25 protein-coding genes are annotated in these 24,712 nt (G+C 62.4%); 19 read left to right on the forward strand and 6 right to left on the reverse strand.

The genetic code is table 11. The features are described 5' to 3' along the window. Position 1 precedes the first annotated feature (1 nt). Positions 2-907: an FkbM family methyltransferase gene (locus tag ACSQ3I_RS10095; protein WP_435998447.1), complete on the reverse strand. Its 906-nt coding sequence runs from the start codon at positions 905-907 to the stop codon at positions 2-4. Positions 908-1,085: 178 nt separating this feature from the next. Here ACSQ3I_RS10095 and ACSQ3I_RS10100 point away from each other — a divergent pair, with 178 nt between their 5' ends. Beyond that, positions 1,086-1,976 (forward strand): DMT family transporter, encoded by an 891-nt coding sequence (locus tag ACSQ3I_RS10100; protein ID WP_435998449.1) that lies wholly within the window; start codon positions 1,086-1,088, stop codon positions 1,974-1,976. A 38-nt stretch (positions 1,977-2,014) separates the two neighbouring features. On the opposite strand, the gene ACSQ3I_RS10105 is transcribed toward ACSQ3I_RS10100, so the two are convergent. Next, positions 2,015-3,115, reverse strand: coding sequence for a lactonase family protein (locus ACSQ3I_RS10105; protein WP_435998450.1), 1,101 nt, complete (start codon positions 3,113-3,115; stop codon positions 2,015-2,017). 235 nt (positions 3,116-3,350) lie between these two features. Here ACSQ3I_RS10105 and ACSQ3I_RS10110 point away from each other — a divergent pair, with 235 nt between their 5' ends. The 8 genes from ACSQ3I_RS10110 (at position 3,351) to ACSQ3I_RS10145 (ending at position 10,991) form a co-directional block, all read left to right on the forward strand. After that, on the forward strand, positions 3,351-3,902 hold the full coding sequence (locus ACSQ3I_RS10110) for a MaoC family dehydratase (protein ID WP_435998451.1): 552 nt from the start codon (positions 3,351-3,353) through the stop codon (positions 3,900-3,902). A gap of 6 nt (positions 3,903-3,908) precedes the next feature. After that, complete coding sequence (locus tag ACSQ3I_RS10115; RefSeq protein WP_435998452.1) at positions 3,909-5,072, forward strand: CaiB/BaiF CoA transferase family protein; 1,164 nt, start codon at positions 3,909-3,911, stop codon at positions 5,070-5,072. A gap of 20 nt (positions 5,073-5,092) precedes the next feature. After that, a complete protein-coding gene (locus ACSQ3I_RS10120) occupies positions 5,093-6,211 on the forward strand; it encodes an extracellular solute-binding protein (RefSeq protein ID WP_435998993.1) in 1,119 nt (372 codons plus the stop codon). Between the two features lie 37 nt (positions 6,212-6,248). Then, entirely contained in the window at positions 6,249-7,436 is a 1,188-nt protein-coding gene (locus ACSQ3I_RS10125) for an ABC transporter substrate-binding protein (RefSeq protein ID WP_435998453.1), read from the forward strand. 151 nt (positions 7,437-7,587) lie between these two features. Next, a complete protein-coding gene (locus tag ACSQ3I_RS10130) occupies positions 7,588-8,325 on the forward strand; it encodes an ATP-binding cassette domain-containing protein (protein ID WP_435998454.1) in 738 nt (245 codons plus the stop codon). After that, the gene (locus ACSQ3I_RS10135; RefSeq protein WP_435998455.1) at positions 8,318-9,061 is read left to right on the forward strand and encodes an ATP-binding cassette domain-containing protein; all 744 of its coding nucleotides are present in this window, start codon (positions 8,318-8,320) and stop codon (positions 9,059-9,061) included. The genes ACSQ3I_RS10130 and ACSQ3I_RS10135 overlap by 8 nt, the downstream gene beginning before the upstream one ends. After that, the gene (locus tag ACSQ3I_RS10140) at positions 9,058-10,020 is read left to right on the forward strand and encodes an ABC transporter permease (RefSeq protein ID WP_435998456.1); all 963 of its coding nucleotides are present in this window, start codon (positions 9,058-9,060) and stop codon (positions 10,018-10,020) included. Before ACSQ3I_RS10135 ends, ACSQ3I_RS10140 begins: the two co-directional genes overlap by 4 nt. Further along, on the forward strand, positions 10,017-10,991 hold the full coding sequence (locus ACSQ3I_RS10145) for an ABC transporter permease (RefSeq protein ID WP_435998458.1): 975 nt from the start codon (positions 10,017-10,019) through the stop codon (positions 10,989-10,991). The genes ACSQ3I_RS10140 and ACSQ3I_RS10145 overlap by 4 nt, the downstream gene beginning before the upstream one ends. Before the next feature lie 46 nt (positions 10,992-11,037). Here ACSQ3I_RS10145 and ACSQ3I_RS10150 read toward each other — a convergent pair whose 3' ends face one another. Next, positions 11,038-11,877: an amidohydrolase family protein gene (locus tag ACSQ3I_RS10150; protein ID WP_435998460.1), complete on the reverse strand. Its 840-nt coding sequence runs from the start codon at positions 11,875-11,877 to the stop codon at positions 11,038-11,040. A gap of 143 nt (positions 11,878-12,020) precedes the next feature. Continuing rightward, on the reverse strand, positions 12,021-12,809 hold the full coding sequence (locus ACSQ3I_RS10155) for an IclR family transcriptional regulator (RefSeq protein ID WP_435998461.1): 789 nt from the start codon (positions 12,807-12,809) through the stop codon (positions 12,021-12,023). Positions 12,810-12,989: 180 nt separating this feature from the next. Between ACSQ3I_RS10155 and ACSQ3I_RS10160 the strand changes: the two genes are divergently transcribed. From ACSQ3I_RS10160 to ACSQ3I_RS10205, 10 genes are all read left to right on the forward strand, one after another. Continuing rightward, a complete protein-coding gene (locus tag ACSQ3I_RS10160; RefSeq protein WP_435998462.1) occupies positions 12,990-14,309 on the forward strand; it encodes an ABC transporter substrate-binding protein in 1,320 nt (439 codons plus the stop codon). 180 nt (positions 14,310-14,489) lie between these two features. Next, positions 14,490-15,383, forward strand: coding sequence for a carbohydrate ABC transporter permease (locus ACSQ3I_RS10165; protein ID WP_435998463.1), 894 nt, complete (start codon positions 14,490-14,492; stop codon positions 15,381-15,383). 1 nt (position 15,384) lies between these two features. Then, positions 15,385-16,251 (forward strand): carbohydrate ABC transporter permease, encoded by an 867-nt coding sequence (locus ACSQ3I_RS10170; protein ID WP_435998465.1) that lies wholly within the window; start codon positions 15,385-15,387, stop codon positions 16,249-16,251. A gap of 6 nt (positions 16,252-16,257) precedes the next feature. Then, positions 16,258-17,355, forward strand: a complete 1,098-nt coding sequence (locus ACSQ3I_RS10175; RefSeq protein WP_435998466.1) for an ABC transporter ATP-binding protein — start codon at positions 16,258-16,260, stop codon at positions 17,353-17,355. Positions 17,356-17,371: 16 nt separating this feature from the next. Next, positions 17,372-18,487 (forward strand): mandelate racemase/muconate lactonizing enzyme family protein, encoded by a 1,116-nt coding sequence (locus ACSQ3I_RS10180; protein ID WP_435998467.1) that lies wholly within the window; start codon positions 17,372-17,374, stop codon positions 18,485-18,487. Positions 18,488-18,498: 11 nt separating this feature from the next. Continuing rightward, entirely contained in the window at positions 18,499-18,828 is a 330-nt protein-coding gene (locus tag ACSQ3I_RS10185) for an L-rhamnose mutarotase (protein ID WP_435998468.1), read from the forward strand. A gap of 185 nt (positions 18,829-19,013) precedes the next feature. Continuing rightward, positions 19,014-20,087 (forward strand): Gfo/Idh/MocA family protein, encoded by a 1,074-nt coding sequence (locus ACSQ3I_RS10190; RefSeq protein WP_435998469.1) that lies wholly within the window; start codon positions 19,014-19,016, stop codon positions 20,085-20,087. Positions 20,088-20,090: 3 nt separating this feature from the next. Further along, on the forward strand, positions 20,091-20,540 hold the full coding sequence (locus ACSQ3I_RS10195; protein WP_435998470.1) for a MaoC/PaaZ C-terminal domain-containing protein: 450 nt from the start codon (positions 20,091-20,093) through the stop codon (positions 20,538-20,540). A gap of 11 nt (positions 20,541-20,551) precedes the next feature. Further along, positions 20,552-21,283 (forward strand): SDR family oxidoreductase, encoded by a 732-nt coding sequence (locus ACSQ3I_RS10200; RefSeq protein WP_435998471.1) that lies wholly within the window; start codon positions 20,552-20,554, stop codon positions 21,281-21,283. Between the two features lie 81 nt (positions 21,284-21,364). Further along, a complete protein-coding gene (locus ACSQ3I_RS10205) occupies positions 21,365-22,642 on the forward strand; it encodes an L-fuconate dehydratase (RefSeq protein WP_435998473.1) in 1,278 nt (425 codons plus the stop codon). 274 nt (positions 22,643-22,916) lie between these two features. Here ACSQ3I_RS10205 and ACSQ3I_RS10210 read toward each other — a convergent pair whose 3' ends face one another. Further along, positions 22,917-23,810: an SIS domain-containing protein gene (locus tag ACSQ3I_RS10210; RefSeq protein ID WP_435998474.1), complete on the reverse strand. Its 894-nt coding sequence runs from the start codon at positions 23,808-23,810 to the stop codon at positions 22,917-22,919. Positions 23,811-23,851: 41 nt separating this feature from the next. Beyond that, positions 23,852-24,712 carry an MBL fold metallo-hydrolase gene (locus ACSQ3I_RS10215; protein WP_435998476.1) on the reverse strand — a complete coding sequence of 287 codons (861 nt, stop codon included), beginning with the start codon at positions 24,710-24,712 and terminating at the stop codon, positions 23,852-23,854.

Raw genomic sequence — 24,712 nt, forward strand, 5'->3', positions numbered from 1 at the left:
ATCAGCTGAGGCCGGCCGGCGGCAGCAGCAGGATATCGGCCTGCCTTTCGATCGAGACGAGGTCGCCGATGGCGACCGGCCGGCCGCCATCCTCGTCGAACAGCATGCAATCGCCATAGAAGCGCGAGAGCAGGCTGACGAACTCTTCCGTCCCCTGCCTGCCGTAGAAAACCGGCGAAAACTCCATGTAGAGCGGCACCTGCCGCGCCATCAAAAAGCTCATCGAGCGGCAGGCGACGGGTTCGTACCCTTCGATATCCATCCAGACGAGGCCGATATCTTCGGCGGCGACATTCGCCATGGCGAGGATCTCGTCCACCGGCCGCACCGGCACGCTGATCTGGATGTCCTTGGCGCTCTGGCGCAGGGCGCTGCTCTTGCCGTGGTTGTTGCGGTGCTGGAAGAAATCGATCTCGCCGTGCCGTTCGCCGACGGCGAATTGCAGCGGTGTGATCCGGTCTTCGAGCCCGTTCTGGGTGATGTTGGTCTGCAGCAGGCGATAGTTGCGCGGATCGGGCTCGACGGCGACGATATGGCGAAAGGCGCGCGCGAGGCTGAAATAGACTGTCTGGGTGCCGATGTTGGCGCCGAGTTCCAGCATCGCCCGACCCTCGATGGATAGGCCGCGTTGCCGCAGCACCGCCAGCAGGCGCTCGACATTCGGTCGCTCGAAATGCCCCTTGCGAAAAATCTTGGTGCCGATGTAGTCGCCCGGATCGAAGGTCATCGCATGGTCGCCGCAGTCGACGGTCATCGTCCGGACGCGACCACCGATGGCGCTGATCAGCAGTTCGCGGCCGTAGCGGGTGTCGAAAAAACGCCGCGCCAGAGCGTTCCGGAGTTTTTTCAGCCGGCGTCGCAACGTTCGGGTGGCCGCCGACAGGCGATTCTCGTGTGTATGGTTCATTGCCTGCGCCATAGCATGCCGGCGACATGGCGTCTTCCCCCGGGAAGCGGAGGCCGGCGGAGCGACTTTTCCCCATATGATGCTGCAATGCACCATTGCCGGACAAAAACGGTCTTGCGGGCGAGGTGTGGTGTTTTTTGTGATGCCTTTCTTCGGCGAGGGTATATGCAGCAGCATCATGTCTCTTAAAACCCGCGGCTATATCTTCGCCTTCGTGGCGATCGTGATCTTTGCGATGCAGGACGGCATTTCGAAGCATCTCGGCGGCGCCTATCCGCCGATCTTCATCACCATGCTGCGGTTCTGGGCCTTCGCGGTGTTCGCCGTCGTGCTGGCCACGCGCGCCTCCGGCAGCCTCAGGAAGGCGGCAGCGACGAAACGGCCGTTGCTGCAGATTTCGCGCGGCGTCCTGCTCGCGGTACAGATCGTCATCGCCATCACCTCCTTTGCCGTCGTCGGGCTTGCCTATACGCAGGCGATCTTTGCCTCCGGGCCGCTGATGGTCGCGCTGCTTTCCATGCCGTTGCTCGGCGAAAGGGTCGGCTGGCGGCGCTGGACGGCGATTTGTGTCGGGCTGATCGGCGTGCTGATCATCCTGGCGCCGCAAGACGGCGTTCCGCGCCTGACGGTGTTCATTCCGCTCGTCGCGGCGCTGATTTTCGCGCTCTACGTGATCACCACCCGCATGGCGAGCCGTGACGATCCGGCGATGACCAGCTTTTTCTACACCGGCGTCGGCGGGGCGGCGGTGATGACGCTGATCGGACCGTTCTTCTGGACGTGGATGTCGCCCGGCGACTGGCTGTGGATGCTGCTTCTGTGCATGACCGGCATTTCCAGCCATTATTTCCTGATCCGCGCCTACGACATCCTCGACGCGGCCGAAGCGCAGCCGCTGATGTATCTGCAGCTCGTCTTCGCGTCGATCATGGGCACGACGGTCTTCGGCGAAACGTTGACGATCAATATGGTTGCCGGATCGATCGTCGTGGTCGCGGCCGGTATCTTCACCGTATGGCGCGAGAGCGTCGTCGCACGCCGCAAGGCCGCCGAAGCCAGGCGCGGCTGAGCCGAGGGGCCTTCCGGCCCCCGGCTTGCAGCCTCAACTCATCCTTCCGAAAATTTTACGCACATCGGCGTGCCGATCTCGATTGCCTTGCCCGTATCCGTCAGCTTTCCGGTTTCCGCATCGCGGGCAAAAATCGAAATGCGGTCGGCATTCTGGTTGGCGGAAAACAGGTGGCGGCCGGAAGGCGTCAGCGCCAGGTTGCGCGGCGTCGCGCCACCGCAGGGGAAGAAGCCGACCGTGGTCAGTTTTCCGGTTTCGCCATCGACGGCAAACACCGAAATGCTGTCGTGTCCGCGGTTGGAACCGTAGAGGAACCGTCCATCCGGCGAGATCTGGATATCGGCGCAATGGTTCGAGGCGCGGGCCTCCGCGGGCACGGCCGGCTGTTCGTCGATCGCGGTCAAAACGCCGGTCTGCGGATCGAGGCCGAAACTTGCGACGGTCGAATTCAGCTCGTTCATGAGGAACAGCAGGTGGCCGTTCGGATGCAGCGCCACATGGCGCGGGCCGGCGCCGGCGGCCGTGCTGGTCCTGGCGACTTCGGCCAGGGAGCCATCGGCGTTCATGCGATAGGTGGTCAGCGTGTCGGTGCCGAGGTCGGCAACGACCGCGAGATTGCCGGACAGAAGCTCGGTAACGCTGTGGGCGTGGCTGCGCTCCTGCCGGTTTGCGTCCGGGCCGGTGCCGTGCTGGGCGATGCTGCCAATCGGTGGCGTCAACCCGCCATCGGCGCGGATGCCGTAGACGACGACAGACCGGTCCGGCCCGCCTTCGCCCATGCCGTAATTGGCGACCAGAAGTTTTGTGCCGTCACGGCTCACCATGCTGTGGGCGGTGATGCTGCCGAGCGACGGCTGCATATTGATGTAATCGAGCCGGCCGGCTTCCCGGTCGAAACGAAAGGCTGAGACGAGACCTTCCTTCCAGCCGAAGATTTCGGAGTTGGCATAGACAACAGTGCCCGCCGCATTCACCGAAAGGAAGGTCGGGTTTTCGATCTCCGGCGCTTCGGCCAGCCTATTTACCGAAAGTGTCTCTTCATCAAAGCTGAAGACGGCAAGGCCGTTGCCGCGTGCGCCCTGAAAATAGGGGGCCTCACGGTTCAGCGTGCCGACAAAGGCAAGATAAGTCGCGCCCATTTTTCCTCCCAATCGAACCGGCCGAATCAAGCTGGCCGCGGAACCGTTTCTCCCCCGCCGCGGCGCATTTGAACAGCCACATATTCATGGAGAGGTCTTGCAAATGCAATCCATATGTGAAAATAATCTTCACATAAAAAGATTTCAGGAGGAGAGGAAGCATGGAAAGCCATCGGGCGACCGTATGGCGGAAGCGGCATATATCCCGTCTTTCGCAAGTGGCCGGAGTTGCGGCATGAGTGCGTCCGTGCCGACCGTCGGCGTTTCCTCCACGCATCCGAAGAATATGCCGGCCGAGCATGCTGCCTTGCCGGTGTGGAATGCCGAGAACTGGTTTTACGAGGATTGGCCGGTCGGCCAGAAGATCCGTTCCCTGCGCCGCACCATGGCGGAAGGCGACAGCCACCTGTTCAACACGCTGGTGACGGATATCCATCCCTATGTTCAGGATCAGATGTTTGCCGAAAGCGAAGGCATCTTCGGCCGGCGGCTGATCGCCGGCGCCTTCGTCTTCTCCGCCGGCCTCGGCCTCGTCGCCACCAATTGCATCAATGCCTTTTCCTACGGCTACGACAGGCTGCGTTTCATCAAGCCGGTGTTTATCGGCGACACGATCTACGCGATCCGCACCAACCTCGACAAGCAGCCGAAATACAAGGAGATGGGCCTGATCCGGGCCAGCTACGAAGTCTTCAAGGGCGAGGGTGAACTCGTCCTCTACTGCGAGCACCTGCAGACGGTGAAGTACAAGAATCCGGCCGATTTCATCGGCAAAACCGAGAAGTAAGAGATTATGACTGCCGAGAATGAATTGCCGTTGTCCGGCCTTGTCGTCGTCGACATGAGCCAGTTCCTGTCCGGGCCCTATTGTTCGCTGCGGCTGATGGACCTGGGTGCCCGCGTCATCAAGATCGAGCGCCCCGATGGCGGCGACCTGTCGCGTCGGCTGTATCTGAGCGACACCGAGATCGGCGGTGACTCGACGATCTTCCACGCCATCAACCGCGCCAAGGAAAGCCTGGCGATCGACCTGAAGAATCCCGATGATCTCAAGGCTTTGCGGACGCTGATCACCAAGGCGGACGTGCTGATCCAGAATTTCCGCCCCGGCGTCATCGAGCGCCTCGGCCTGCATTACGAGGCGGTCAAGGAGATCAATCCGAAGATCGTTTATGCCTCGATCAGCGGTTACGGCGAGGATGGTCCCTGGGTCAAGCGTCCCGGCCAGGATCTCCTGGCGCAGTCCCGCTCCGGCGTCATGTGGCTGAATGGCGATGAGAGCCAGGGTCCGGTGCCGTTCGGCCTGGCGATCGGTGACATGCTGGCGGGTGCTGCCGCCTGCCAGGGCATCCTGGCGGCACTGGTTCGCCGCGGCATCAATGGCAAGGGCAGCCATGTGGAGACCAGCCTGCTGGAGGCGCTGGTCGACTTCCAGTTCGAAGTGCTGACGACCCACCTGAACGACGGCCGGCGTTTGCCGAAGCGGTCGAACGTCCGCAGCGCCCACGCCTACCTTTCGGCGCCTTACGGTGTCTATCATGCGGCCGACGGTTACCTGGCGATTGCCATGACGCCGATCCCGAAACTCGCCGCCCTGCTCGATATGGAGGAGGCGCTGGCTGCCTATAGCGACCAGCCGTCCACCTGGTTCACCGCCCGCGACGAAATCAAGGCGCTGATTGCGGCGCGCATCGCGATGAAGACCATCGACGAATGGCTGGCGATCCTCGAACCCGCGGATATCTGGTGCGCCAAGGTCTTGAATTGGAACGAGCTTCTGGAAAGCGACGGTTTCCAGATCCTCGACATGCTGCAGACAGTCACCCGCGAGGACAATGTCTCGATCCTCACCACCCGCTCGCCGATCCGCGTCGATGGCCAGCGCCCGAAATTCGATCGTGCCGCTCCCCGTGTCGGTGAGCAGAGTGCGGCCATTCGCGAGGAGTTCGGCCTGTGAGCAAAGTAACGCTGAAAGGCATGACCTGGAGCCATCCGCGCGGTTACGATCCCATGGTCGCCTGCTCGAAACTCTGGCTGGAAAAGACCGGCGTCACCGTGGAGTGGGACAAGCGCTCGCTGCAGGATTTCGAGACCTATCCGGTCGAGGAGCTGGCCCGCGCCTACGACATGATCATCATCGATCATCCACATGTCGGCCAGATCACCAATGAAAAATGCCTGATGCCGCTGGATGTCGAAGGCCGTGAGGCCGAACGCAAGGCGCTGGCCGATGCCAGCGTCGGCGCGTCCTATCCGAGCTACAACTGGCAGGGCCGGCAGTGGGCGTTCCCCGTCGATGCCGCCACCCAGGTGCAGGCCTTCCGGCCGGACCTGATCGATGCCGCGCCGGCATCCTGGAACGACATGCTGGCGCTTGCCCGGCAAGGCAAGGTGCTTTTGCCGCTGCGCCCGCCGCACACGCTGATGACATTCTATACGCTGAGCGGCAATCTCGGCAAAGCCTGCGCCACCGAAGGGCCGGGCGATCTCATCGATCTCGAAACCGGCACGACCGTCTTCGAGATGATGCGCGAGATTGCGGCATTGATCGATCCGGCCTGCTTCGAGATGGACCCGATCGCCGTGTTCGAGGCAATGGCCGAGCCGGGCTCGAGCATCGCCTGCTCGCCGCTGATCTACGGCTATCTATCCTATTCGATCGCAGGTTTCCGGCCGAAACTGATCAAGTTTGCCGATATCCCGGTTGCCGGTACGCTCGGCCCCGCGGGCTCTGCACTTGGCGGTACCGGCCTTGCGGTTTCCGCCTTCAGCAAGTCGCCGAAGGAAGCCCTGGATTTCACCTACTGGATCGCCAGCGGTGACGTGCAGAAAGGCCCCTATGCCGCAGCCGGCGGACAGCCCGGCCATGCCGCGGCCTGGGAGGAGGATACCGTCAACGCCGCGACCAACGATTTCTACCGCGGCACGCGGGCGACGCTGGAAGCGTCCTGGGTTCGTCCGCGCCATGACGGCTACATGGAATTCCAGCAGGCGGCATCGGACCGCATCAATGCCGGTCTTCTCGGCAAGGAGAAGGCGGGGGATGTGGTGACGGATCTGAACCGGCTGTTCGGCGAAAGTTTTGCAGCAAAGTAATCCCGGCGGAGGCCCGGATAAAGTGGAGGAGAAAAACATGAAGACGTTGATGCGCGGCCTTTTGGCCGCGACAGCCATCCTGACGATGGCACCATTTGCGCAGGCGCAGGATGTGAACGCGGTGATCCAGGGTCTGCCGGATCTCCTGAAGGCGCAATATGACGGCGCGCCGCAGAAGGTTCTGCCGTCGGCCTGGGGAAGCTTCACGCCGCCGGCCAAGCCGTGGAAATGGTGCCATTCGGAATCCTACCAGGGCAATCCCTGGCGCGTGACCGTGACGGCGGAACTCAAGCGCCTGGTCGACGGCCTGATCGCCGACGGTACGGTCGCAAGCTTCGAGGTGTCCGATTCCAACAACGATGCCAGCCAGCAGATCAACCAGATCCGCGCCTTCATCGACAAGGGTTGCTCGATCATCACCTCGATCCCGGGTTCGGCGACGGCGCTTGACGATGCCGTCGATGCCGCGGCGAAAGCCGGCATTCCGTTCATCACGGCCGCCGGTTCGGTCACCAGCCCGAACGCCATCAACGTCGATTCCAACTATGCCCGCTGGGGCTACGACATGATGACGGCGATCGGCAAGGAGCTGCCTGACGGCGGCAACGTGCTGCTGGTCGAAGGCATTGCCGGACACCCGATCGTCGTGCAGGAGCGTGAGGGCGGCGACAAGGCATTGGCCGAAAACGACAAGCTCAAGGTTTCCCGGAGCGTCAACGGCAACTGGACGGCCAACGTCACCAAGACCGTCGTGCTGCAGGCGATCGCCACCAACCCGGCGCAGATCGATGCCGTCTGGACGACGGGCAGCGAAAGCCGCGTCGTGGCCGAAGCCTTTGCCGAAGCCGGTCGTCCGGCGCCGGTGATCACCGGTTCGTTGACCGGCGACGCGCTCGGCTACTGGAAGGCCAATCCGGACAAGTACCGCTTCGAGGGCCATGCGCTTCTGCCGCACTGGACCGCCCAGACGCTGTTCCGCGTCGGCGCCCGCCTGCTCGACGGCCAGAAGCCGAAGCTGAATACCCTGTTGATCCCGATCCCGGCGGTTCACAATGCCGATCTCGGCAACTGGTACAAGGACTGCATGACGCCGGACGCCGTATCGGTATTCCCGGTCCCGCCGCAGGACCCGATGCCGGAAGAGCTGATGGACGCCTATTTCGACGGCGCCAAGCCGACGATCGGCTGGGATTATTCCAAGACGCCGGACGCCTGCGCCAAGTAAGCTGACGAGGGCCTCCTTCTCATGGAAGGAGGCTGAAATGAAAGGCTTCCGCCTGCCCCTTCTCTCCAGCGGGGAGAAGGGGTAACGGCGACGCCTGGAAGACAATGTGAGGACCGACCGTACACACGGCCGCCTCCAGACTGGAACTGCGATGCTAGAAATCAAAGATCTGTCGAAGCGCTACGGCGAGACGGTGGCCCTTTCGGGGGCGACGATCGCTTTTCGCGCCGGCACCGTTCATACGATCCTCGGAGAGAATGGTTCGGGCAAGAGCACGCTGGTGAAGCTGCTCTCCGGCATCGTCCAGCCTGATGGCGGAACCGTCACGCTCGACGGACGCGCTTTTTCCGGTCGCGGCCCTTCCGATTTCCAGGCGGCCGGTTTTGCCACCGTGTTTCAGGAGGTGCTGATTGCGCCGGACCGCACGGTCACCGACAATATTCTCCTTGGCCTCGATGGCCTTGTGCATCGCAAGGTGCCGCGTGAAAAACGCCGTGAAACGGCGGCTGCGGCGCTATCCCGTTTTGCTGTCACCGATGTGCCGCTCGACGCACTGGCAGGCCAGGTGCCGCTGGCTGCGCAGCAGCTGATCGTGCTCGCCCGCGCCGTCGTCCGCCGCCCGCGCATCCTGATCCTCGACGAGGTTACCGCAGCGCTCGATTATGCCGACCGTGAATCCGTCTTCAAGCTGATGCGGCAGCTGGCGGCGGAAGGATCGTTGCTGCTGTTCATCACCCACCGCATGGACGAGGTCATGAGCCTCTCCGACCGCATCTCGATCCTGCGCGGCGGCAAGGTCGTGCGCAGCGAGGACAAGGGTGTCTCCACGCCTGCCGAACTGCTGAAAGCCATGGCGCCGCAGACTGCCGCGGAGCTTTCCCATGCCTGATGCATTGACGCTTGATGTCCGCAATCTTTCGCTTCACAAGGGCGCTTCCGCCTTTTCCCAGGCCATCCGACCCGGAGAAATTGTTGGCCTTGCCGGCCTCGACGGCCATGGGCAGGAGCGTTTCCTGGAAGTGCTGGCCGGGTTGAAGACGCCGGTCGCAGGTGACGTCCTGCTCGACCGCGCTGGCCGGCAAACGAAGATCGATGCGTTTCGCACGGCGGTTGCCAATGGCATCGCCTATCTGCCGCGCGACCGGCGCGCCACCGGCATTTTCCCGACGCAATCCGTGCTCGACAATTTCGCCATCTCGACGGTGGAACGTGATGCGCGTTTCGGCCTGATCAGCGCGCAGAGCCGCAAGCAGCGGTATGAAGTTTATCGGCAGCGGCTGTCCATCGTCGCGCCGCGGCCGGATGCGGCGATCACCACGCTCTCCGGCGGTAACCAGCAGAAGGTGCTTCTGGCCCGCGCTCTGGCGCTGGAACCGGGCGTGCTGCTGCTCAACGATCCGACGCGCGGCGTCGATGTCGCGACGCGGCATGTTCTTTACGATGTGTTTCGCGATCTGGCCCGGGAGGGCATGGCGCTGGTCATCCTGTCGAGCGAAATCGAGGAGATCCTGCTGCTGTGCGGCCGGGTGCTGGTGTTCCGCGACTATGAAATCGCGGCGGAAATGACAGGAGAGGCGATGACCACCGACAGCGTGATCGCGGCAATGTTCGGGCGGGCGGCATGAGTACGGGCGGTTTTTCTTCCAGGTCGGCGGCGCTCTGGCGCAGCATGGGTTTTGCCGCGCTGCTGCTGGTCGTGTTGCTGGCGATCAATCTGGTGCTCAATCCGGCGCGGTTCCATCCGGCTGCCTGGGGAGCATTGATCGGGCTTGCGGCACCGCTGATTGGCGCGGCGCTGGCTTCGGCGCCCGTCATTCTCGGCGGCCGTGGCGGTATCGACATTTCGGTCGGTCCGACCATGGGTTTCGTCAATGCCATCGTCATCCAGGTGATATTTCTGAAAGCCGGGATTTCTTCGCCCTTCGTGCTGGTGCCGGCTGCACTGCTGACAGGTGCGGCGATCGGGGCGATCAACGGCTTTCTCACGACCATCGTGCGCATCCAGCCGATCGTTGCAACGCTCGGCACCTATCTTGTGCTGACCGGTATAACGCTGACGATCCTGCCGGCACCCATCGGGCCGGCGCCGGCCTGGCTGAAATCCATGTCAGGCCCCTTGTCGATCCTGCCGCTGGCGGCGATCTTCCTCGCCTGGTGGGGCATCCGGCGTCTGCCTTATTACGACCAGCTGATGGCGATCGGCAGCGATGACCGCGCCGCCTATACGGCCGGCGTTCCGGTCACCAAGGTTCGTTTCATTGCCTATGTCATCACCGGCACCTTTGCCGGCGTTGCCGGCCTGATGCTGACAGCGCTGATCGGTTCGGCTGATCCGAATATCGGCGCGACCTACACGCTGATTGCGGTTGCCGCCGTGGCGCTTGGCGGTGTCAGCCTTGCCGGCGGGCGGGGAGGGCTGCTCGGCGCGGCAATCGGCGCGATCGATATCTTCCTGCTGCAGAGCGTGCTGACCTCCTTCAACGTCTCCACCTATGTATTGCAGATCGCCTACGGCGCCATCCTGGTTGCCGCCGTCATCCTGACGGCCGTGCAGGAACGGGCCGCCAAGCGGGAGAGGGCATGATGGCCAAACTCAAGACATTTCTCGGCAGCACCAATGGCCGCGTCTTCGGCGCCTTTCTCATCGCCGCACTCCTGCATCTGATCGGCACGCTTGCCATTCCCGGCTATTCGTCGCCCTTTGCAATCCGTGCCATGCTGGTGATTGCCGCGCTTTTGGCGGTCGCCTCCATCGGCCAGACGCTGGTGGTCATCCTCGGCGGCATCGACCTCTCCATTCCCTTCGTCATCGGTTTTGCCAATGTCGTGGCGGCGCAGCTTTATGGCGACGGTTGGAATTTTGTCCTCGTCTGCCTGCTGGTTTCGGTAATGGCGGCGCTGATCGGCGCCTTCAACGGCTATGTGTCGAGGAAACTCGATATCCATCCGCTGATCGTGACGCTCGGAGCCGGCATGGTGGTGCAGGGCTGCGTGCTTTTGTGGACCAAGGGTTTCCCTTCCGGTTCGGCGCCATCGGCCGTTTCCGCCTTCGTCTCCATCGGCGGGTCGGCCGGGCCGTTGCCCGTTCCGTGGCTGGTGCCGAGCCTTGTCGTGCTGGCAACCCTGATCATATTGATGATGGCACGCTCGCCTTACGGCCGCAGGCTGTATGCGCTCGGCAGCAATCCGGGTGCCGCACCGCTGGCGCTGATTGATCCCGTCAGGATGTGGGTGATCACCTTTGCGCTCAGCGCCTTCTTTGCCGCCGTTGCCGGCGTGCTGCTGCTCGGCTTTACCGGCTCTGCCTATGGCGATGTCGGCCAGCCCTACCTGTTCCAGACGATTGCAGCCGTCGTTGTCGGCGGTGCGGCGCTGGTGGGCGGGCGTGGCAGCTATCTCGGCACCATTGCCGGCGTGCTGGTGCTGACGGAGATCAATACGCTGCTGATCGGCCTGGGTTTCCAGCCGGCGATGGTGCAGGCGGCGCTTGGCCTTATCATCATCTTGCTCGTCTCGCTCTATGGGCGCGAGCGGCACGTCAGCGCGACGATCTGAATGGACGGCGGCTCCATCATTGAGAGCCGCCCGCCTTCGTCAAAAATTAGCCGAGCGACCAGATCCGCCGGGCATTGCCGGAGAGCAGTTTTTCCCGCTCGTCGGCACTTGCGCCGGCGATCAGCGCATGCGTCGTCGCCACCCATGTGGAAAGCCCGCCACCCAGCGTGCACACCGGCCAGTCGCTGCCCCAGACGACACGATCCCAGCCGAAGGCGCCGATGGTGTACTCCACATAGGGGCGCAGCGTTTCGGCAACCCAGTTTTCCGCATCCGCATAAGCGACGACACCGGAGATTTTTGCCGTGACGTTCGGACGCCGGGCGATGTCCGTGATGTTTTCGCGCCATGGATGCTGCGCTTCGGCACGAATGTCCGGCACGCCGCAATGGTCGAGGATGAACTGCACGTCGGGCATCAGATCGGCAAGGGCGGCGGCAAGCGGCAATTGTCGCGGCAGGACACAGAGATCGAAGGTCAGGCCGGTGCCGGAAAGTCGCTTCAGGTTTTCGCGAAACAGCGGCTGCTCGGAAAGCTCGTCCGGCATCACATGCAGCACGCGGCGAAAGCCCTTGACGAAGGGATTGGCCTGCTGGCGTTCGAGGAAAGCGACGAAGCCGTCCCCCTCCGGCCGGCAGGCGGAAATGGCGCCCTTGATCAGGCTGCCGTCTTCGGCGGCCACGCCCCGGACATAATCCGTCTCCTTCTCCTGTTCCGCCGGATCGACATCGACCTCCATATGCAGGGTGGTCGAAATGCCGACGCGTTTGGCTTCAGCCGCGTAGGTCCGGTAGAGGAAATCGCGATCGAGCGGCGGCGCGGATGACAGCCATGGATAGGTGAGAGCTGCCTTGTCGATGATGTGCAGATGCGTGTCGATGATCATGGCAACTCCTCCCAGCGTTTCCAGGTCGTTATCTCACATAGGAATGATTTATTCAAATAAGAGTTTTTTTCGCGAGGGCGCAATTTTTCAGCAATTTGCCGCTTGAAATTGCAGGTCTTTTCCCTCGCGCCCAAATATGAAGTTCATTTTTCAGCCGGTGTCGGCACGTCCGAACCGGCGAGCAACGACAGCTGCGACGCGGTTTCCTGCAGCAGGGAAATGGTGCGGCTGATGTCCGGCGCGCCGGGAGCGTTGACCAGCGTGATATAGGGCACGGTCAGCGCGGCGATGCCGCGTCCATCCGGGCCGAGGATCGGCGCCGAGAGGTTGTAGACGCCGGCGGTCTGGGCGCTGGCCATCATTTCGTAGCCGCGTTCGCGGATCTGGTCGAGCCGGGCGTAAAATTCCGGCGTCAGTTTTACGTCCTCGCGGCTGCGCACATGTTCGGAGATCATCATTTCGCGCTCTTCCGGAGAGCGGAATGCCAGGAGGACATGGCCGGAACCGGTATCGAAAAGGCTGATATGCGAGCCGACACGGATGGAAATGCCCCAATAATCCGGCGCTTCCTGCTGCGCAATGACAACGGCGGCGCCGCGGTCGAAGACGGCGAGCTGGTTGGCCTGCTTCGATTTCTGCGCCAGGTCGCGCATCAGCGGCGTGGCATAGGAGGCAAGCCGCCGCACCGGGGCATGCAACTGCGCCAGGCCGAACAGTTTCAGCGTCAGCGAATAACGGTCGCCATCGATTCGGGTGACGTAGCCGCGGCGCACCAGCCGGTCGAGCATGCGGTAGAACTCGTTGGGGCTGCGGCCGAGGCGCTTGGAAATCTCCGCCTGCGTCAGGCCGCCGTCCACGCCGGCAAGGAGTTCAAGGATGTCGAGGCCCTTGTCCAGCGCCGGTGCGCGGTAGCGGTCGTCATCGTTCTCCATGCTCGTTCCTCCTCCTATGTGAATATTCATTTCCATATACGCATAATTTCTCGCCGGGAAGCGAAAGTTCAGGCTTGACGCAAACGGCATTTCTTGTTTTGTATATAAATGAAGTTCTCACAAATGAGAATATGGGAGCTGACCCGTGCAATCACGCACGGTGGGATGAGGAGGAGCCAGATGAAGAAGTTGCTATCCGGCGTTGCTGCCGGCGCTGTTCTGTTGGCCTGCGGTATTCAGGCGGCCTTTGCCGCGGATTTGCCCGGGAAATTCGACGGCGTCACGATCGATGCCAAGCTGATCGGTGGTCAGCAGTATGAGCCGCTTTACGCGCGCATCGCCGAGTGGGAAAAAGCCACGGGCGCCAAGGTCAACGTTCTCTCGAAGAAGAACCACTTCGAGCTGGACAAGGAAATCAAGTCGGACATCGCTTCCGGCACGATCAGCTGGTGCGTTGGTTCCAACCACTCATCCTTCGCGCCGCAGTATCCGGATCTCTATGCAGACCTGAATGGCCTGCTGCCGGCTGAGGTTATCGGCGAGTTCGTCGACGCCAACATCAAGTCCTCGACGATCGACGGCAAGCTCGTCATGCTGCCGCGCGCGCAGTTCGACGTTTCGGCTCTTTATTACCAGAAGAGCCTCTATGCCGACGAAGCCAAGAAGACGGCATTCAAGGCCAAGTATGGCTATGACCTGACGCCGCCGGACACCTGGAAGCAGGTTGCCGATCAGGCCGAGTTCTTCTCCGATCCGCCGAACTTCTACGGCACACAGTTTGCTGGCAAGGAAGAGGCGATCAACGGCCGCTTCTACGAAATGCTGCTCGCTGAAGGCGGCGAATACCTCGATGCAGATGGCAAGCCGGCCTTCAATTCCGAAGCTGGCGTGCGCGCGCTCGACTGGTTCGTGAACCTCTACAAGGCCAAGGCCGTTCCGGCCGGCACGACCAACTACCTCTGGGATGAACTTGGCGCAGGCTTTGCCTCCGGCACCATCGCCGTCAACCTCGACTGGCCTGGCTGGGCGACCTACTTCAACGACCCGAAGTCGTCCAAGGTTGCCGGCAATGTCGGCGTGAAGGTTGCTCCGGCCGGTTCGTCCGGCAAGCGCACCGGCTGGTCCGGTCACCACGGCTTCTCGGTTACCGAAAGCTGCGCCAACAAGGAAGCTGCCGCTTCGCTCGTCTGGTTCCTGACCAACGACGACTCGCAGAAGATCGAAGCTGCCAACGGCACGCTGCCGACCCGCAAGGCTGTCTGGGAGTGGGATCTGCAGCAGGCAGAATCCGATCCTTACAAGAAGGAAGCCCTGACGGCCTTCCAGGAAACGGCAAAGGGTGCTTTCGCCGTTCCGCAGACGCCGTCGTGGATCGAGATTTCCAACGTCGTCTATCCTGAGCTCCAGGCCGCCATCCTCGGCGACAAGACCTCGAAGGAAGCGCTCGACGCTGCCGCCGAAAAGGCGCTGCAGGTGCTGCAGGACGCCGGCGAACTCTAAATCGCTGCTTTCCATGGATGCCCGCGGCCTTGCCGGCCGCGGGCATCTGCCGATGAACAGGAACGAGCATTCCCGTCGCAGCCGTCCCCCGGGATAGAGCTGTGCATCCTTGGTTGCTCCGGCCAGAGCCGCAGCCCAAGATCTGATTGCCATCAGAACACGTCGGGATGGGTGTCAAACATGTTTCGAAAAATATCTCCACCGGTCCTGCTGCTGCTTCCGGCCATCATGGTGCTGGTGGCAGTCGTGCTGTTCCCGCTGCTTTTGTCGCTTTATTCCAGTTTTACGCCGTTCCGGCTGACAAAACCCGCCTCGCTGTTCATCTGGGCCGGTTTCCGCAATTATGAGCGGATCCTGACGGACTGGGTTTTCTGGGCGGCGTTCCTGCGCACCGTCGTGCTGTTGACCATCGCACTGAACCTCGAAATGCTGCTTGGCCTCGGCCTTGCCATGCTGGTCAACAAGGCCACCTACGGCAAGCGGGCGCTGCGCACGGCGATGATGTTCCCGATGATGTTTTCGCCGGTGCTGGTCGGTTTCCAGTTCAAGTTCATGTTCAACGACAATGTCGGCCTGATCAACAACGCGCTGCAGTCTCTTGGCCTGACGGATCAGGCGATCCCGTGGCTGATCGACGGCAACCTGGCACTGTTTGCGATCTCGGTCGCCGAAATCTGGTCGTCGACCTCGGTCTTCGCCATCCTCATCCTCGCCGGCCTGCTCGCCATGCCGCAGGAGCCGGTGGAAGCGGCGCGTGTCGATGGCTGCACGCCGTGGCAGACCTTCCGGTATGTCACCTGGCCGTTCCTGATGCCCTTCGCCTATATCGCCATGACCATCCGCTCGCTCGACATCGCGCGCGCCTACGACATCGTCAAGATCATGACGGATGGCGGCCCGGCGCGGCGTACCGAGCTGATCTGGACGCTGGTCGGCCGCACCGCCTATGCCGATGCGCAAATGGGGCTTGCCACCGCCATGGCCTACATTTCGATCATCCTGTCGATCGTTTTCACCATCTATTTCTTCCGGAAGCTTGCCGCAGCCCGGACCCAGATCGGAGCGGAGTGGTAAGATGGACCGCAATTCCAAACAGCGCCTGAAGCGCCGTGTCCTCAAGGTCTTCTATCTCGTCGGCCTGTTCCTGGCGATGCTGGTCATCTGCCTTCCCGGTTTCTGGATCGTGCTCAGTTCGCTGCGCCCGACCGTCGAGATCATGGCGAAGCCGCCGGTGTGGATCCCCAACGAAATCACCTTCGAAGCCTATACCGCCATGTTCAGCGGCGTCGGCAAGGGTGGTATCCCGGTCTGGGATTATTTCCGCAACTCGCTGATCATCTCGGTCACCTCCACGGTCATCGCGCTCGCCATCGGCATGTCCGGCGGCTACGCCTTCGCGCGCTTCCGCTTCAAGGGCAAGTCCGGCGCCTTCCTCGGCCTGATGCTGACGCGTTCGGTGCCCGGTATCGCGCTGTCGCTGCCGCTGTTCATCGTCTATTCGCGCCTCGGCATCATCGATACGCATTTCGGCCTGATCCTCACCTATGTCGCGCTCAACGTGCCCTTCACCATCTGGCTGATCGACGGTTTCTTCCGCCAGGTGCCGAAGGATCTCGCCGAGGCGGCGCAGATCGACGGCTGCACCCGCTGGCAGGCCTTCTGGCAGGTGGAATTCCCGCTGGCCGGCCCGGGCATCGCGTCCGCAGGCATCTTCTCGTTCCTCACCTGCTGGAACGAATATGCGCTGGCCTCGCAGCTGACCCGCTCGATCAATTCGAAGACGCTGCCGGTCGGCCTGCTCGACTACACGGCCGAGTTCACCATCGACTGGCGCGGCATGTGCGCGCTGGCCGTCGTGATGATCGCACCGGCGCTCGCACTCACTTTCATCATTCAGAAGCACCTCGTCTCCGGTTTGACGTTCGGTGCGGTCAAGGGTTGATCCGTCATGGCTCAGGTTTCTCTCAAAAAACTCGTCAAGCGTTACGGCGCGCTGGAAATCGTCCACGGCATCGACCTCGACATCAAGGACAAGGAATTCATCGCGCTGGTTGGCCCGTCCGGTTGTGGCAAGTCGACGACGCTGCGCATGATTGCCGGCCTGGAAGACATTTCCGGCGGCGAGATCTTCATCGGCGATACCGTCGTCAACGACCTGCCGCCGCGTGACCGCAACATCTCGATGGTCTTCCAGTCCTACGCGCTGTATCCGCACATGACCGTGCGTGAAAACATGGGGTTTTCGCTGAAGATCGCCAAGAAGTCGCAGGCGGAGATCGACGAGCGCGTCAACGAGGCGTCGAAGATCCTCAGCCTCGAAGCCTTGATGGATCGTCGCCCGGCACAGTTGTCCGGCGGCCAGCGCCAGCGTGTTGCCATGGGGCGCGCCATCGTCCGCCAGCCGGATGTCTTCCTCTTCGACGAACCTTTGTCGAACCTCGATGCCAAGCTGCGCACCCAGGTGCGCACCGAGATCAAGCGGCTGCATGCCAAGGTGCAGTCGACGATGATCTACGTCACCCACGATCAGGTGGAGGCGATGACGCTTGCCGACCGCATCGTCATCATGCGTGACGGCCATATCGAACAGGTCGGCACGCCGGACGAGGTGTTCAAGAAGCCCGCGACGCGCTTTGTTGCCGGCTTCATCGGCTCGCCGCCGATGAATATCGAGGAGGCCAAGGTCGAGGCGGGCAAGCTCGTCTTCAAGAACGGCGACAGCCTGCCCTTGCCGACCCAATTCAAGGATCGCGTCAAGGATGGCCAGCAGGTCGTCTTCGGCTTGCGTCCCGATGACATCTTTCCGACGGGCCACGGCCTGCACTCCGGTGAAGACGCGGCCGTGCACCACAACGAGGTCTCGGTGGTCATCACCGAGCCGCTCGGCAACGAGACGCTGGTCTTCGTCGAGTTCGCCGGTCGCGAATGGGTGTCGCGCATGCTGAACCCGCGGCCATTGAAGACTGGTGAACGGCTGCAGATGAGCTTCGACTTGTCGCAGGCGCATCTGTTCTCCGCCGAGACCGGCACGTCGCTGGCGCTTTGATTAGGGAGGAACGATCATGGCCCGTATTGAAAAAATCGAATTGCGGATGGTGGACCTGCCGCCGAAGGTGAAGCGCACGGATGCCATCCAGAGCTTCGTCAGCCAGGAAACGCCGATCGTCACCATCACCGATTCCGACGGCGCCGTCGGCATCGGTTACTCCTACACCATCGGCACCGGCGGTTCCTCCGTCATGCGGCTCCTGTCGGATCACCTCGTGCCGCTGCTGATCGGCGAGGATGCCGACCGCATCGAGGCCTTGTGGCACAAGATGGAATTCGCCACCCACGCCACCACCATCGGCGCGATCACCGCCTTGGCGCTGGCCGCCGTCGATACCGCACTCTGGGACCTGCGCGCCAAGAAGCAGAATCTGCCGTTGTGGAAGCTTGCCGGCGGCGCCAAGGACAGCTGCCCGCTCTACACCACCGAAGGCGGATGGCTGCATATCTCCAAGGAAGCGCTGGTCGAGGATGCGCTGCAGGCCAAGGCCAAGGGTTTTTCCGGCTCCAAGGTCAAGATCGGCAAGCCGCACGGCTCCGAGGACTACGACCGCCTGTCGGCGATGCGCAAGGCGCTCGGCGACGGCTTCGAGATCATGACCGACGGCAACCAGGGTTTTACTGTCGACGAGGCGATCCGACGCGCCGCGCGGCTGGCCGAACTCGACCTCGCCTGGATCGAGGAGCCGCTGCCGGCCGACGATCTCGACGGCCATATCCGCCTGACGCGCTCGACGGCAACGCCGATCGCCGTTGGCGAATCGATGTATTCGATCCGGCATTTCCGCGAATATATGCAGAAGGGCGCCTGCTCGATCGTGCAGGTCGATGTCGCCCGCATCGGCGGCATCACGCCGTGGCTGAAGGTGGCGAACACCGCTGAAGCCTTCGACATTCCGGTCTGCCCGCACTTCCTGATGGAACTGCATGTCAGCCTTGTCTGCGCCGTGCAGAACGGCAAATATGTCGAATACATCCCGCAGCTCGACGACCTCACCACTAAGGGCATGGAAATCCGCGACGGCCGAGCAATCGCGCCTTCCGAACCGGGTATCGGCATCGCGTGGGATTGGGATGCGGTGAAGGCACGCAGCATTGCCGAATTCACCCGCGAATTCACCGGTAACTGAGGAGCAGAACGATGCAGCGCATGGGCATGGTGATCGGCCTGCAGCCGGAGAAGATTGCGGAATACAAGGCGCTGCATGCGGTGGTCTGGCCGGAGATCCTGGCGCTGATCTCCGAATGCAACATCACCAACTATTCCATCTTCCTCAAGGAGCCGGAAAACCTGCTGTTCGGTTATTGGGAGTATCTCGGCAGCGATTTCGAGGCCGACATGGCCAAGATGGCGGCCAGCCCGAAGAACCAGGAATGGTGGTCGGTCTGCATGCCGTGCCAGAAGCCGCTTGAGACTCGCAAAGAGGGCGAGTGGTGGGCGATGATGGAAGAGGTTTTTCATCATGGCTGAAATGCTGGCATTCCCTTCTCCCCAGCGGGGAGAAGGTGGCCCGAAGGGTCGGATGAGGGGGTGTCGGCTCCTCAGATTGCGCCCGTCGTTGGCGCTCCGGTCGTTCGCGGCCTGCGCCGCTCACCCCCTCATCGCCTCGCAGGCTCGGCACTTCTCCCCGCTGGGGAGAAGAGGGAGAAAAATGCATGATCTTTGACCCAAAATCCCTGCAGCAGTGGTGGCCGAAGCCTGAGACGCCGCGGCCGATCGTGATTTTCGGTGCCGGTTCGATCGTGGGTGACGCGCACCTGCCGGCTTACAAAAAGGCCGGGTTCCCCGTCGCCGGCATCTACGATCCGAACCGTGAAAAGGCGGAAGCCTTGGCGAACCAGTGGGGCATTCGCGCCTTCCCCTCGCAGGAAGAAGCCGTTGCCGTCGAAAATGCGGTCTTCGACCTGGCGACGCCACCGGCCGCGCATGTGTCCATCCTGAAACTGTTGCCGAAGGGCTCCTTCGCGCTGATCCAGAAGCCTATGGGAAGTGATCTGGCCGGTGCAACCGAGATCCTGAACGTTTGCCGCGAACGCGACATCAAGGCCGCCGTCAATTTCCAGCTGCGCTTTGCGCCGATGATGCTGGCGCTGAAGGATGCCGTGGCAAAAGGCCTGCTCGGCGAGGTCGTCGATTTCGACGCATGGCTGGCGCTGGCGACACCGTGGGGGCTCTGGCCGTTCCTGAAAGGCCTGCCGCGTATCGAGATCGCCATGCACTCGATCCACTATCTCGATTTCATCCGTGGCCTGCTCGGCAATCCGCTTGGCGTACATGCCAAGACCCTCGGCCATCCGAACCACGACGTGGCGCAAACGCGCACCGCCGCGATCCTCGATTACGGTGACAAGGTCCGTTGCGTCGTCTCGGTCAACCACGACCATGATTTCGGCCGAAAATTCCAGGCCTGCGAATTCCGCATCAGCGGCACCGAGGGGGCCGCCTACGTCAAGCTCGGCGTCAACCTCGACTATCCGCGCGGCGAACCGGACGAACTCTGGATACGCCCGGCCGGCGGCGAGGACTGGGTGCCGGTGCCGCTCGAAGGCGCCTGGTTCCCGGATGCCTTCGAAAACCGCATGGCGAACCTGCAGCGATTTGCCACCGGCGAGGACAGCGAACTGGTCGGCTCCGTCGAAGACGCCTGGCAGACCATGGCCCTTGTCGAGGCCGCTTATGAATCCAGCGCCAGCCCGGCAACGCCGCTGGCCAAACTTCCGGAGGCCTGAGGCATGGCGGAACAGACCATTCACTACGAAGACTACGAACTCGGTCACGAGCGCATCACCACCGGCCGCACCATCACCGAGACGGATTTTGTCGTGCATGCCGGCCATACCGGCGATTTTTTCCCGCATCACATGGATGCCGAATTCGCCAAGACGCTGCCCGGCGGCCAGCGCATAGCCCACGGGACGATGATCTTTTCGATCGGCGTCGGCCTGACGGCGTCGCTGATCAACCCGGTGGCATTTTCTTATGGGTACGACCGGCTTCGCTTCATCCGTCCCGTCCACATCGGTGATACGATCCGCACCCGCGTGACCATCTCGGCCAAGGAAGACGATCCGAAACGGGCGGAGATGGGTCGCGTCATCGAACGTTGCGAAGTGCTCAATCAGCGAAATGAAGTCGTTCTGGCAGCGGATCACATCCTGCTCGTCGAGCGCAAACAGAAGTGAAGGATGAAACCATGACGGACTATCTGGTAGGCAAGACCGTACTGATCACCGCGGCCGCACAGGGTATCGGCCGGGCCTCGGTGCTGGCTTTTGCCAAGGCGGGCGCGAAGGTTGTCGCGACCGACATCAACATGGACCTGCTCAATGAGCTGGCGAGCGACAACATCGCCGTCAAGAAGCTCAACGTGCTGGATGATGACGCCGTCAAGGCACTGGTCGCCGAAATCGGCGCCGTCGACGTCCTTTTCAATTGCGCCGGCGTCGTTCACGGCGGCAACATCATGGAAATGCCGGACAAGGATCTCGAATTCGCCTTCGATCTCAACGTCAAGGCGCAGATCCGCCTGATCCGCGCCGTGCTGCCGGGCATGCTGGAGCGCAAGGATGGCGCCATCGTCAACATGGCTTCCGTCGCGTCCAGCGTGAAGGGCGTGGCGAACCGCTTTGCTTACGGCGTCACCAAGGCGGCCGTCATCGGCCTCACCAAGGCGATTGCCGCCGATTACGTTGCGCAGGGCATTCGCTGCAACGCGATTTGCCCCGGCACGGTCGAAAGCCCGTCGCTGCAGGAGCGTCTGCGCGCCCAGGGTGACTACGAGACAACGCGTGCCGCCTTCGTCGCCCGCCAGCCGATTGGCCGCATCGGTACGCCGGAGGAAATCGCCGATCTCGCCGTCTACCTTGCCGGCGCCACCTACACGACCGGTCAGGCCTACGCCATCGACGGCGGCTGGACCATCTGACCGAGACTATCACCACATCCGCGGCCGTTTGCAGGGAGCGACGGCGATAGGCCGCCGTCACTCCGATTTTTAGAGGTTACCATGACCCGTATTACCGACCTTCGCGTCTTCGACCTGCGCTTTCCCACATCCCAGAGCCTTGATGGCTCGGATGCCATGAATCCGGATCCGGATTATTCGGCCGCCTATGTCATTCTCGATACCGACAAGCCGGGCCTTGCCGGCCACGGCCTGACCTTCACCATCGGCCGCGGCAACGACATCTGCTGCATGGCGATCGAGGCGATGCGCCATCTGGTGGTCGGCACCGAGCTTTCCACGGTGCTGGAGAACCCCGGCAAATACTGGCGCCATCTCACCAGCGACAGCCAGTTGCGCTGGATCGGCCCGGACAAGGGCGCCATGCACCTGGCCACCGGCGCTGTCGTCAACGCCGTCTGGGATCTGCTCGCCAAGGAAGCCGGCAAGCCGGTCTGGCGCCTGGTGGGCGACATGACCCCGGAACAGATCGCCGATATCGTCGATTACCGTTACCTCACCGACGTGCTGACCCGCGACGATGCTCTTGCCATCCTGAAAAAGGCCGAGGCCGGCAAGGCGGAGCGCATCGCCACGCTCGAGAAGGACGGTTACGCCTGCTACACGACGTCTGCCGGCTGGCTCGGTTACGACGACGACAAGCTGCGCCGCCTCTGCCAGGAAGCCATCGATGCCGGCTTCAACCATGTCAAGATGAAGGTCGGCCGTGATCTCGAAGACGATATTCGCCGCCTGACCATCGCCCGCGAGGTCATCGGTCCGGATCGTTACCTGATGATCGATGCCAACCAGGTCTGGGAAGTCGACCAGGCGATCGACTGGGTGAAGAAGCTTGCCTTCTGCAAGCCGTTCTTCATCGAGGAGCCAACCAGCCCGGACGACGTCGCCGGCCATCGCAAGATCCGTCAGGCGATCGGCCCGGTGAAGGTCGCAACCGGCGAGATGTGCCAGAACCGCATCATGTTCAAGCAGTTCATCGCCGAAGGCGCCATCGACGTGGTGCAGATCGATTCGTGCCGCATGGGCGGCCTGAACGAGGTGCTGGCGGTGCTTTTGATTGCCGCGAAGTACAACCTGCCTGTCTGGCCGCATGCCGGCGGCGTCGGCCTCTGCGAATATGTGCAGCATCTGTCGATGATCGATTACATCGCCGTGTCCGGCACCAAGGAGGGCAGGGTCATCGAGTTCGTCGACCATCTGCACGAACACTTCATCGATCCCTGCGTCATCCAGGACGCGGCCTACATGCCGCCGTCGCTGCCGGGCTTTTCCATCGAGATGAAGCCGCAGTCGATTGCGGATTATACCTTCAAGGGGTGAGGGTTGCCTGAGAAGGTCAGCGGCATGTTGCGCGGTTTGCCTTCAGGCTGCTGGAAAATCGGAAGACCTCTCCTTCGTCATGCTCGGTCTTGTGCCGAGCATCCAAGCACGCCAGACATCGCCGTTACCGTCAACGACTTGGTAGGCGTCGGCAGATTCTCGGGACAAGCCCGAGAATGACGTATTGGGGCATGGCGGTTGTCGCCAACTTAAAGGCCCGCTGCAGAGTATGCAGCGGGCCTTTCAATTTTCCGGAAAGTGGCGCCGAGGCTGCTCAGATCGGCTGCATCTTGCGGATGTCGCTCAACTGACGCTTCATGCGATGGATACGAGCCTGCTCCTCCGGCGGGCGGCGCATCGAGACGCTGGTGGACAGAATGTCGATGACGACGAGGGCGGCGATGCGCGAGATCGTCGGCGTATACATGTTGGTGTTTTCCAACGTCTCGACGACCAGCGGCACGTCGCAATAGGAGGCGAGCGGCGAATCCGAGCCGGTCAGCCCGATGACAGAGGCGCCGTTCTCGCGGGCGATGCGGGCGATTTCGATGATCGAGCGTGTCGTTCCCGTATTGGAGATCAGGAAGGCGACGTCGCCGGGGTTCATCATCGTCGCAACCATCACCTGCTGGTGCGAATCAAGTTGCGCGCCGCAGGGCACGCCGAACAACGGAAATTTCTGCTGCGCGTCACGCGCAACGATGCCGGAGGCGCCGAAGCCGAAGAATTCGATCGAACGGGCGGCGGCGAGGATATCGATCGCCTTGTGCAGCGCCGCCTTGTCGAGGCGCGAGCGCGCCCAGTCGAGGCTGGTCATGGTGTAGTCGAAGATCTTTTCCGCCACGACTTCCGGCTCGTCGGTGTCGAGCAGCACGGAATGGGTCGCCGGCGTGCCGAGCGCCAGGCTCTGGGCCAGCCGGATCTTGAAATCCTGAAAGCCGTTGCAGCCGATGGCGGTCGAAAATCGCAGGACGGTCGGCTGGCTGACTTCGGCCAGCGCCGCGGTCTCGCCCACCGTGGCGTTGAGGATGCGGCGCGGGTCTTCCAGCACGACATCGGCGACCTTGCGGTCGGACTTGCGCAGGTCCGGCCGCAGAGTCCGGATGACCTCGATGATGTTGCGGTTGGGATTTCGGATATCCGCTCGCGTATCCGTGTCCATGCTCATGCCTTGCTGTTCCCCGTCGTGCCGACGCTTTTGCGCTCAACCTAGAGGCCGGCCCATTCGAAAGCAATCGCTTCCCGGGCGCGGTACACAACCGGAGAGACGCTTGACCGGGCCGCAGCGTCGATCTCTTCCGGCGCGGCGGTGTTGAAGTCGAAAAGCCCGTAGTGATGGGCGATCATCGCCGAGGCACCGATGGCGCCGGCAAGCGCTATCGCCTCGCCGAGATCAAAATTGCCGGGCACGCCGTTTTGCGAAAGCTCCGGCCGGCGGCCGTTGACCGGCAGCAGGGCGATGGCGGATTTCAGCGCGGCAACCTCCTGTTCAAGGCCATCGAAAGGAATGCAGTCGCCGGAATGCCAGATGCGGCAATCGCCTGACGCAATGACATAGCCGAGAAACCTGTTGTCGCCCTGGTCGTCCGTTTCCAGTGTTTCATGCGCGGCGCGGGTGGCGGTGACCTTGAGATCGGCGCTGACATCAAGCGTTTCGCCGGCGCCAAGCAGGTCGAGCCGGTCTTCTGCGACACCGCTGCGCTCCAGCGCCTGGGTCCGCATCGCCCGCGGGGCGACCAGTCGGGCTTGCGGGTTGGCGGCAAGCAGCGGTTTCAGCGTTCCCGGGTCCATATGGTCGGTATGGGCGTGGGTGCAAAGCACACGGTCGATGGGGCCGAGTTCAGCGACCGTGACCGGCGGCGGCATCATGCGTACATGCGGCCGTGCCGTGCCCTTGTATTTTTCAGCCAGACTGTCGGAAAGATAGGGGTCGATCACCAGCCGCCGGCCGGCGATGTCGAGGACAAAACCGGCCTGGCCGAGCCAGTAGAGCGTCGGCCGTTCGGCGATGCCCGCCTGAAGCCGGCGGGCAAGGGAACCCTCGAAGGGCGTTTCGATGAGGCCGCGCAT

This window comes from Rhizobium sp. LjRoot30, from assembly GCF_964253915.1.
Classification (GTDB): Bacteria; Pseudomonadota; Alphaproteobacteria; order Rhizobiales; family Rhizobiaceae; genus Metarhizobium.

Excerpts from the sequence above, each read along its gene's own strand:
- ACSQ3I_RS10095 (WP_435998447.1), bottom strand. The coding sequence starts at position 907 with ATGAACCATACACACGAGAATCGCCTGTCGGCGGCCACCCGAACGTTG.
- ACSQ3I_RS10100 (WP_435998449.1), top strand. The coding sequence starts at position 1,086 with ATGTCTCTTAAAACCCGCGGCTATATCTTCGCCTTCGTGGCGATCGTG.
- ACSQ3I_RS10105 (WP_435998450.1), bottom strand. The coding sequence starts at position 3,115 with ATGGGCGCGACTTATCTTGCCTTTGTCGGCACGCTGAACCGTGAGGCC.
- ACSQ3I_RS10110 (WP_435998451.1), top strand. The coding sequence starts at position 3,351 with ATGAGTGCGTCCGTGCCGACCGTCGGCGTTTCCTCCACGCATCCGAAG.
- ACSQ3I_RS10115 (WP_435998452.1), top strand. The coding sequence starts at position 3,909 with ATGACTGCCGAGAATGAATTGCCGTTGTCCGGCCTTGTCGTCGTCGAC.
- ACSQ3I_RS10120 (WP_435998993.1), top strand. The coding sequence starts at position 5,093 with ATGACCTGGAGCCATCCGCGCGGTTACGATCCCATGGTCGCCTGCTCG.
- ACSQ3I_RS10125 (WP_435998453.1), top strand. The coding sequence starts at position 6,249 with ATGAAGACGTTGATGCGCGGCCTTTTGGCCGCGACAGCCATCCTGACG.
- ACSQ3I_RS10130 (WP_435998454.1), top strand. The coding sequence starts at position 7,588 with ATGCTAGAAATCAAAGATCTGTCGAAGCGCTACGGCGAGACGGTGGCC.
- ACSQ3I_RS10135 (WP_435998455.1), top strand. The coding sequence starts at position 8,318 with ATGCCTGATGCATTGACGCTTGATGTCCGCAATCTTTCGCTTCACAAG.
- ACSQ3I_RS10140 (WP_435998456.1), top strand. The coding sequence starts at position 9,058 with ATGAGTACGGGCGGTTTTTCTTCCAGGTCGGCGGCGCTCTGGCGCAGC.
- ACSQ3I_RS10145 (WP_435998458.1), top strand. The coding sequence starts at position 10,017 with ATGATGGCCAAACTCAAGACATTTCTCGGCAGCACCAATGGCCGCGTC.
- ACSQ3I_RS10150 (WP_435998460.1), bottom strand. The coding sequence starts at position 11,877 with ATGATCATCGACACGCATCTGCACATCATCGACAAGGCAGCTCTCACC.
- ACSQ3I_RS10155 (WP_435998461.1), bottom strand. The coding sequence starts at position 12,809 with ATGGAGAACGATGACGACCGCTACCGCGCACCGGCGCTGGACAAGGGC.
- ACSQ3I_RS10160 (WP_435998462.1), top strand. The coding sequence starts at position 12,990 with ATGAAGAAGTTGCTATCCGGCGTTGCTGCCGGCGCTGTTCTGTTGGCC.
- ACSQ3I_RS10165 (WP_435998463.1), top strand. The coding sequence starts at position 14,490 with ATGTTTCGAAAAATATCTCCACCGGTCCTGCTGCTGCTTCCGGCCATC.
- ACSQ3I_RS10170 (WP_435998465.1), top strand. The coding sequence starts at position 15,385 with ATGGACCGCAATTCCAAACAGCGCCTGAAGCGCCGTGTCCTCAAGGTC.
- ACSQ3I_RS10175 (WP_435998466.1), top strand. The coding sequence starts at position 16,258 with ATGGCTCAGGTTTCTCTCAAAAAACTCGTCAAGCGTTACGGCGCGCTG.
- ACSQ3I_RS10180 (WP_435998467.1), top strand. The coding sequence starts at position 17,372 with ATGGCCCGTATTGAAAAAATCGAATTGCGGATGGTGGACCTGCCGCCG.
- ACSQ3I_RS10185 (WP_435998468.1), top strand. The coding sequence starts at position 18,499 with ATGCAGCGCATGGGCATGGTGATCGGCCTGCAGCCGGAGAAGATTGCG.
- ACSQ3I_RS10190 (WP_435998469.1), top strand. The coding sequence starts at position 19,014 with ATGATCTTTGACCCAAAATCCCTGCAGCAGTGGTGGCCGAAGCCTGAG.
- ACSQ3I_RS10195 (WP_435998470.1), top strand. The coding sequence starts at position 20,091 with ATGGCGGAACAGACCATTCACTACGAAGACTACGAACTCGGTCACGAG.
- ACSQ3I_RS10200 (WP_435998471.1), top strand. The coding sequence starts at position 20,552 with ATGACGGACTATCTGGTAGGCAAGACCGTACTGATCACCGCGGCCGCA.
- ACSQ3I_RS10205 (WP_435998473.1), top strand. The coding sequence starts at position 21,365 with ATGACCCGTATTACCGACCTTCGCGTCTTCGACCTGCGCTTTCCCACA.
- ACSQ3I_RS10210 (WP_435998474.1), bottom strand. The coding sequence starts at position 23,810 with ATGAGCATGGACACGGATACGCGAGCGGATATCCGAAATCCCAACCGC.
- ACSQ3I_RS10215 (WP_435998476.1), bottom strand. The coding sequence starts at position 24,712 with ATGCGCGGCCTCATCGAAACGCCCTTCGAGGGTTCCCTTGCCCGCCGG.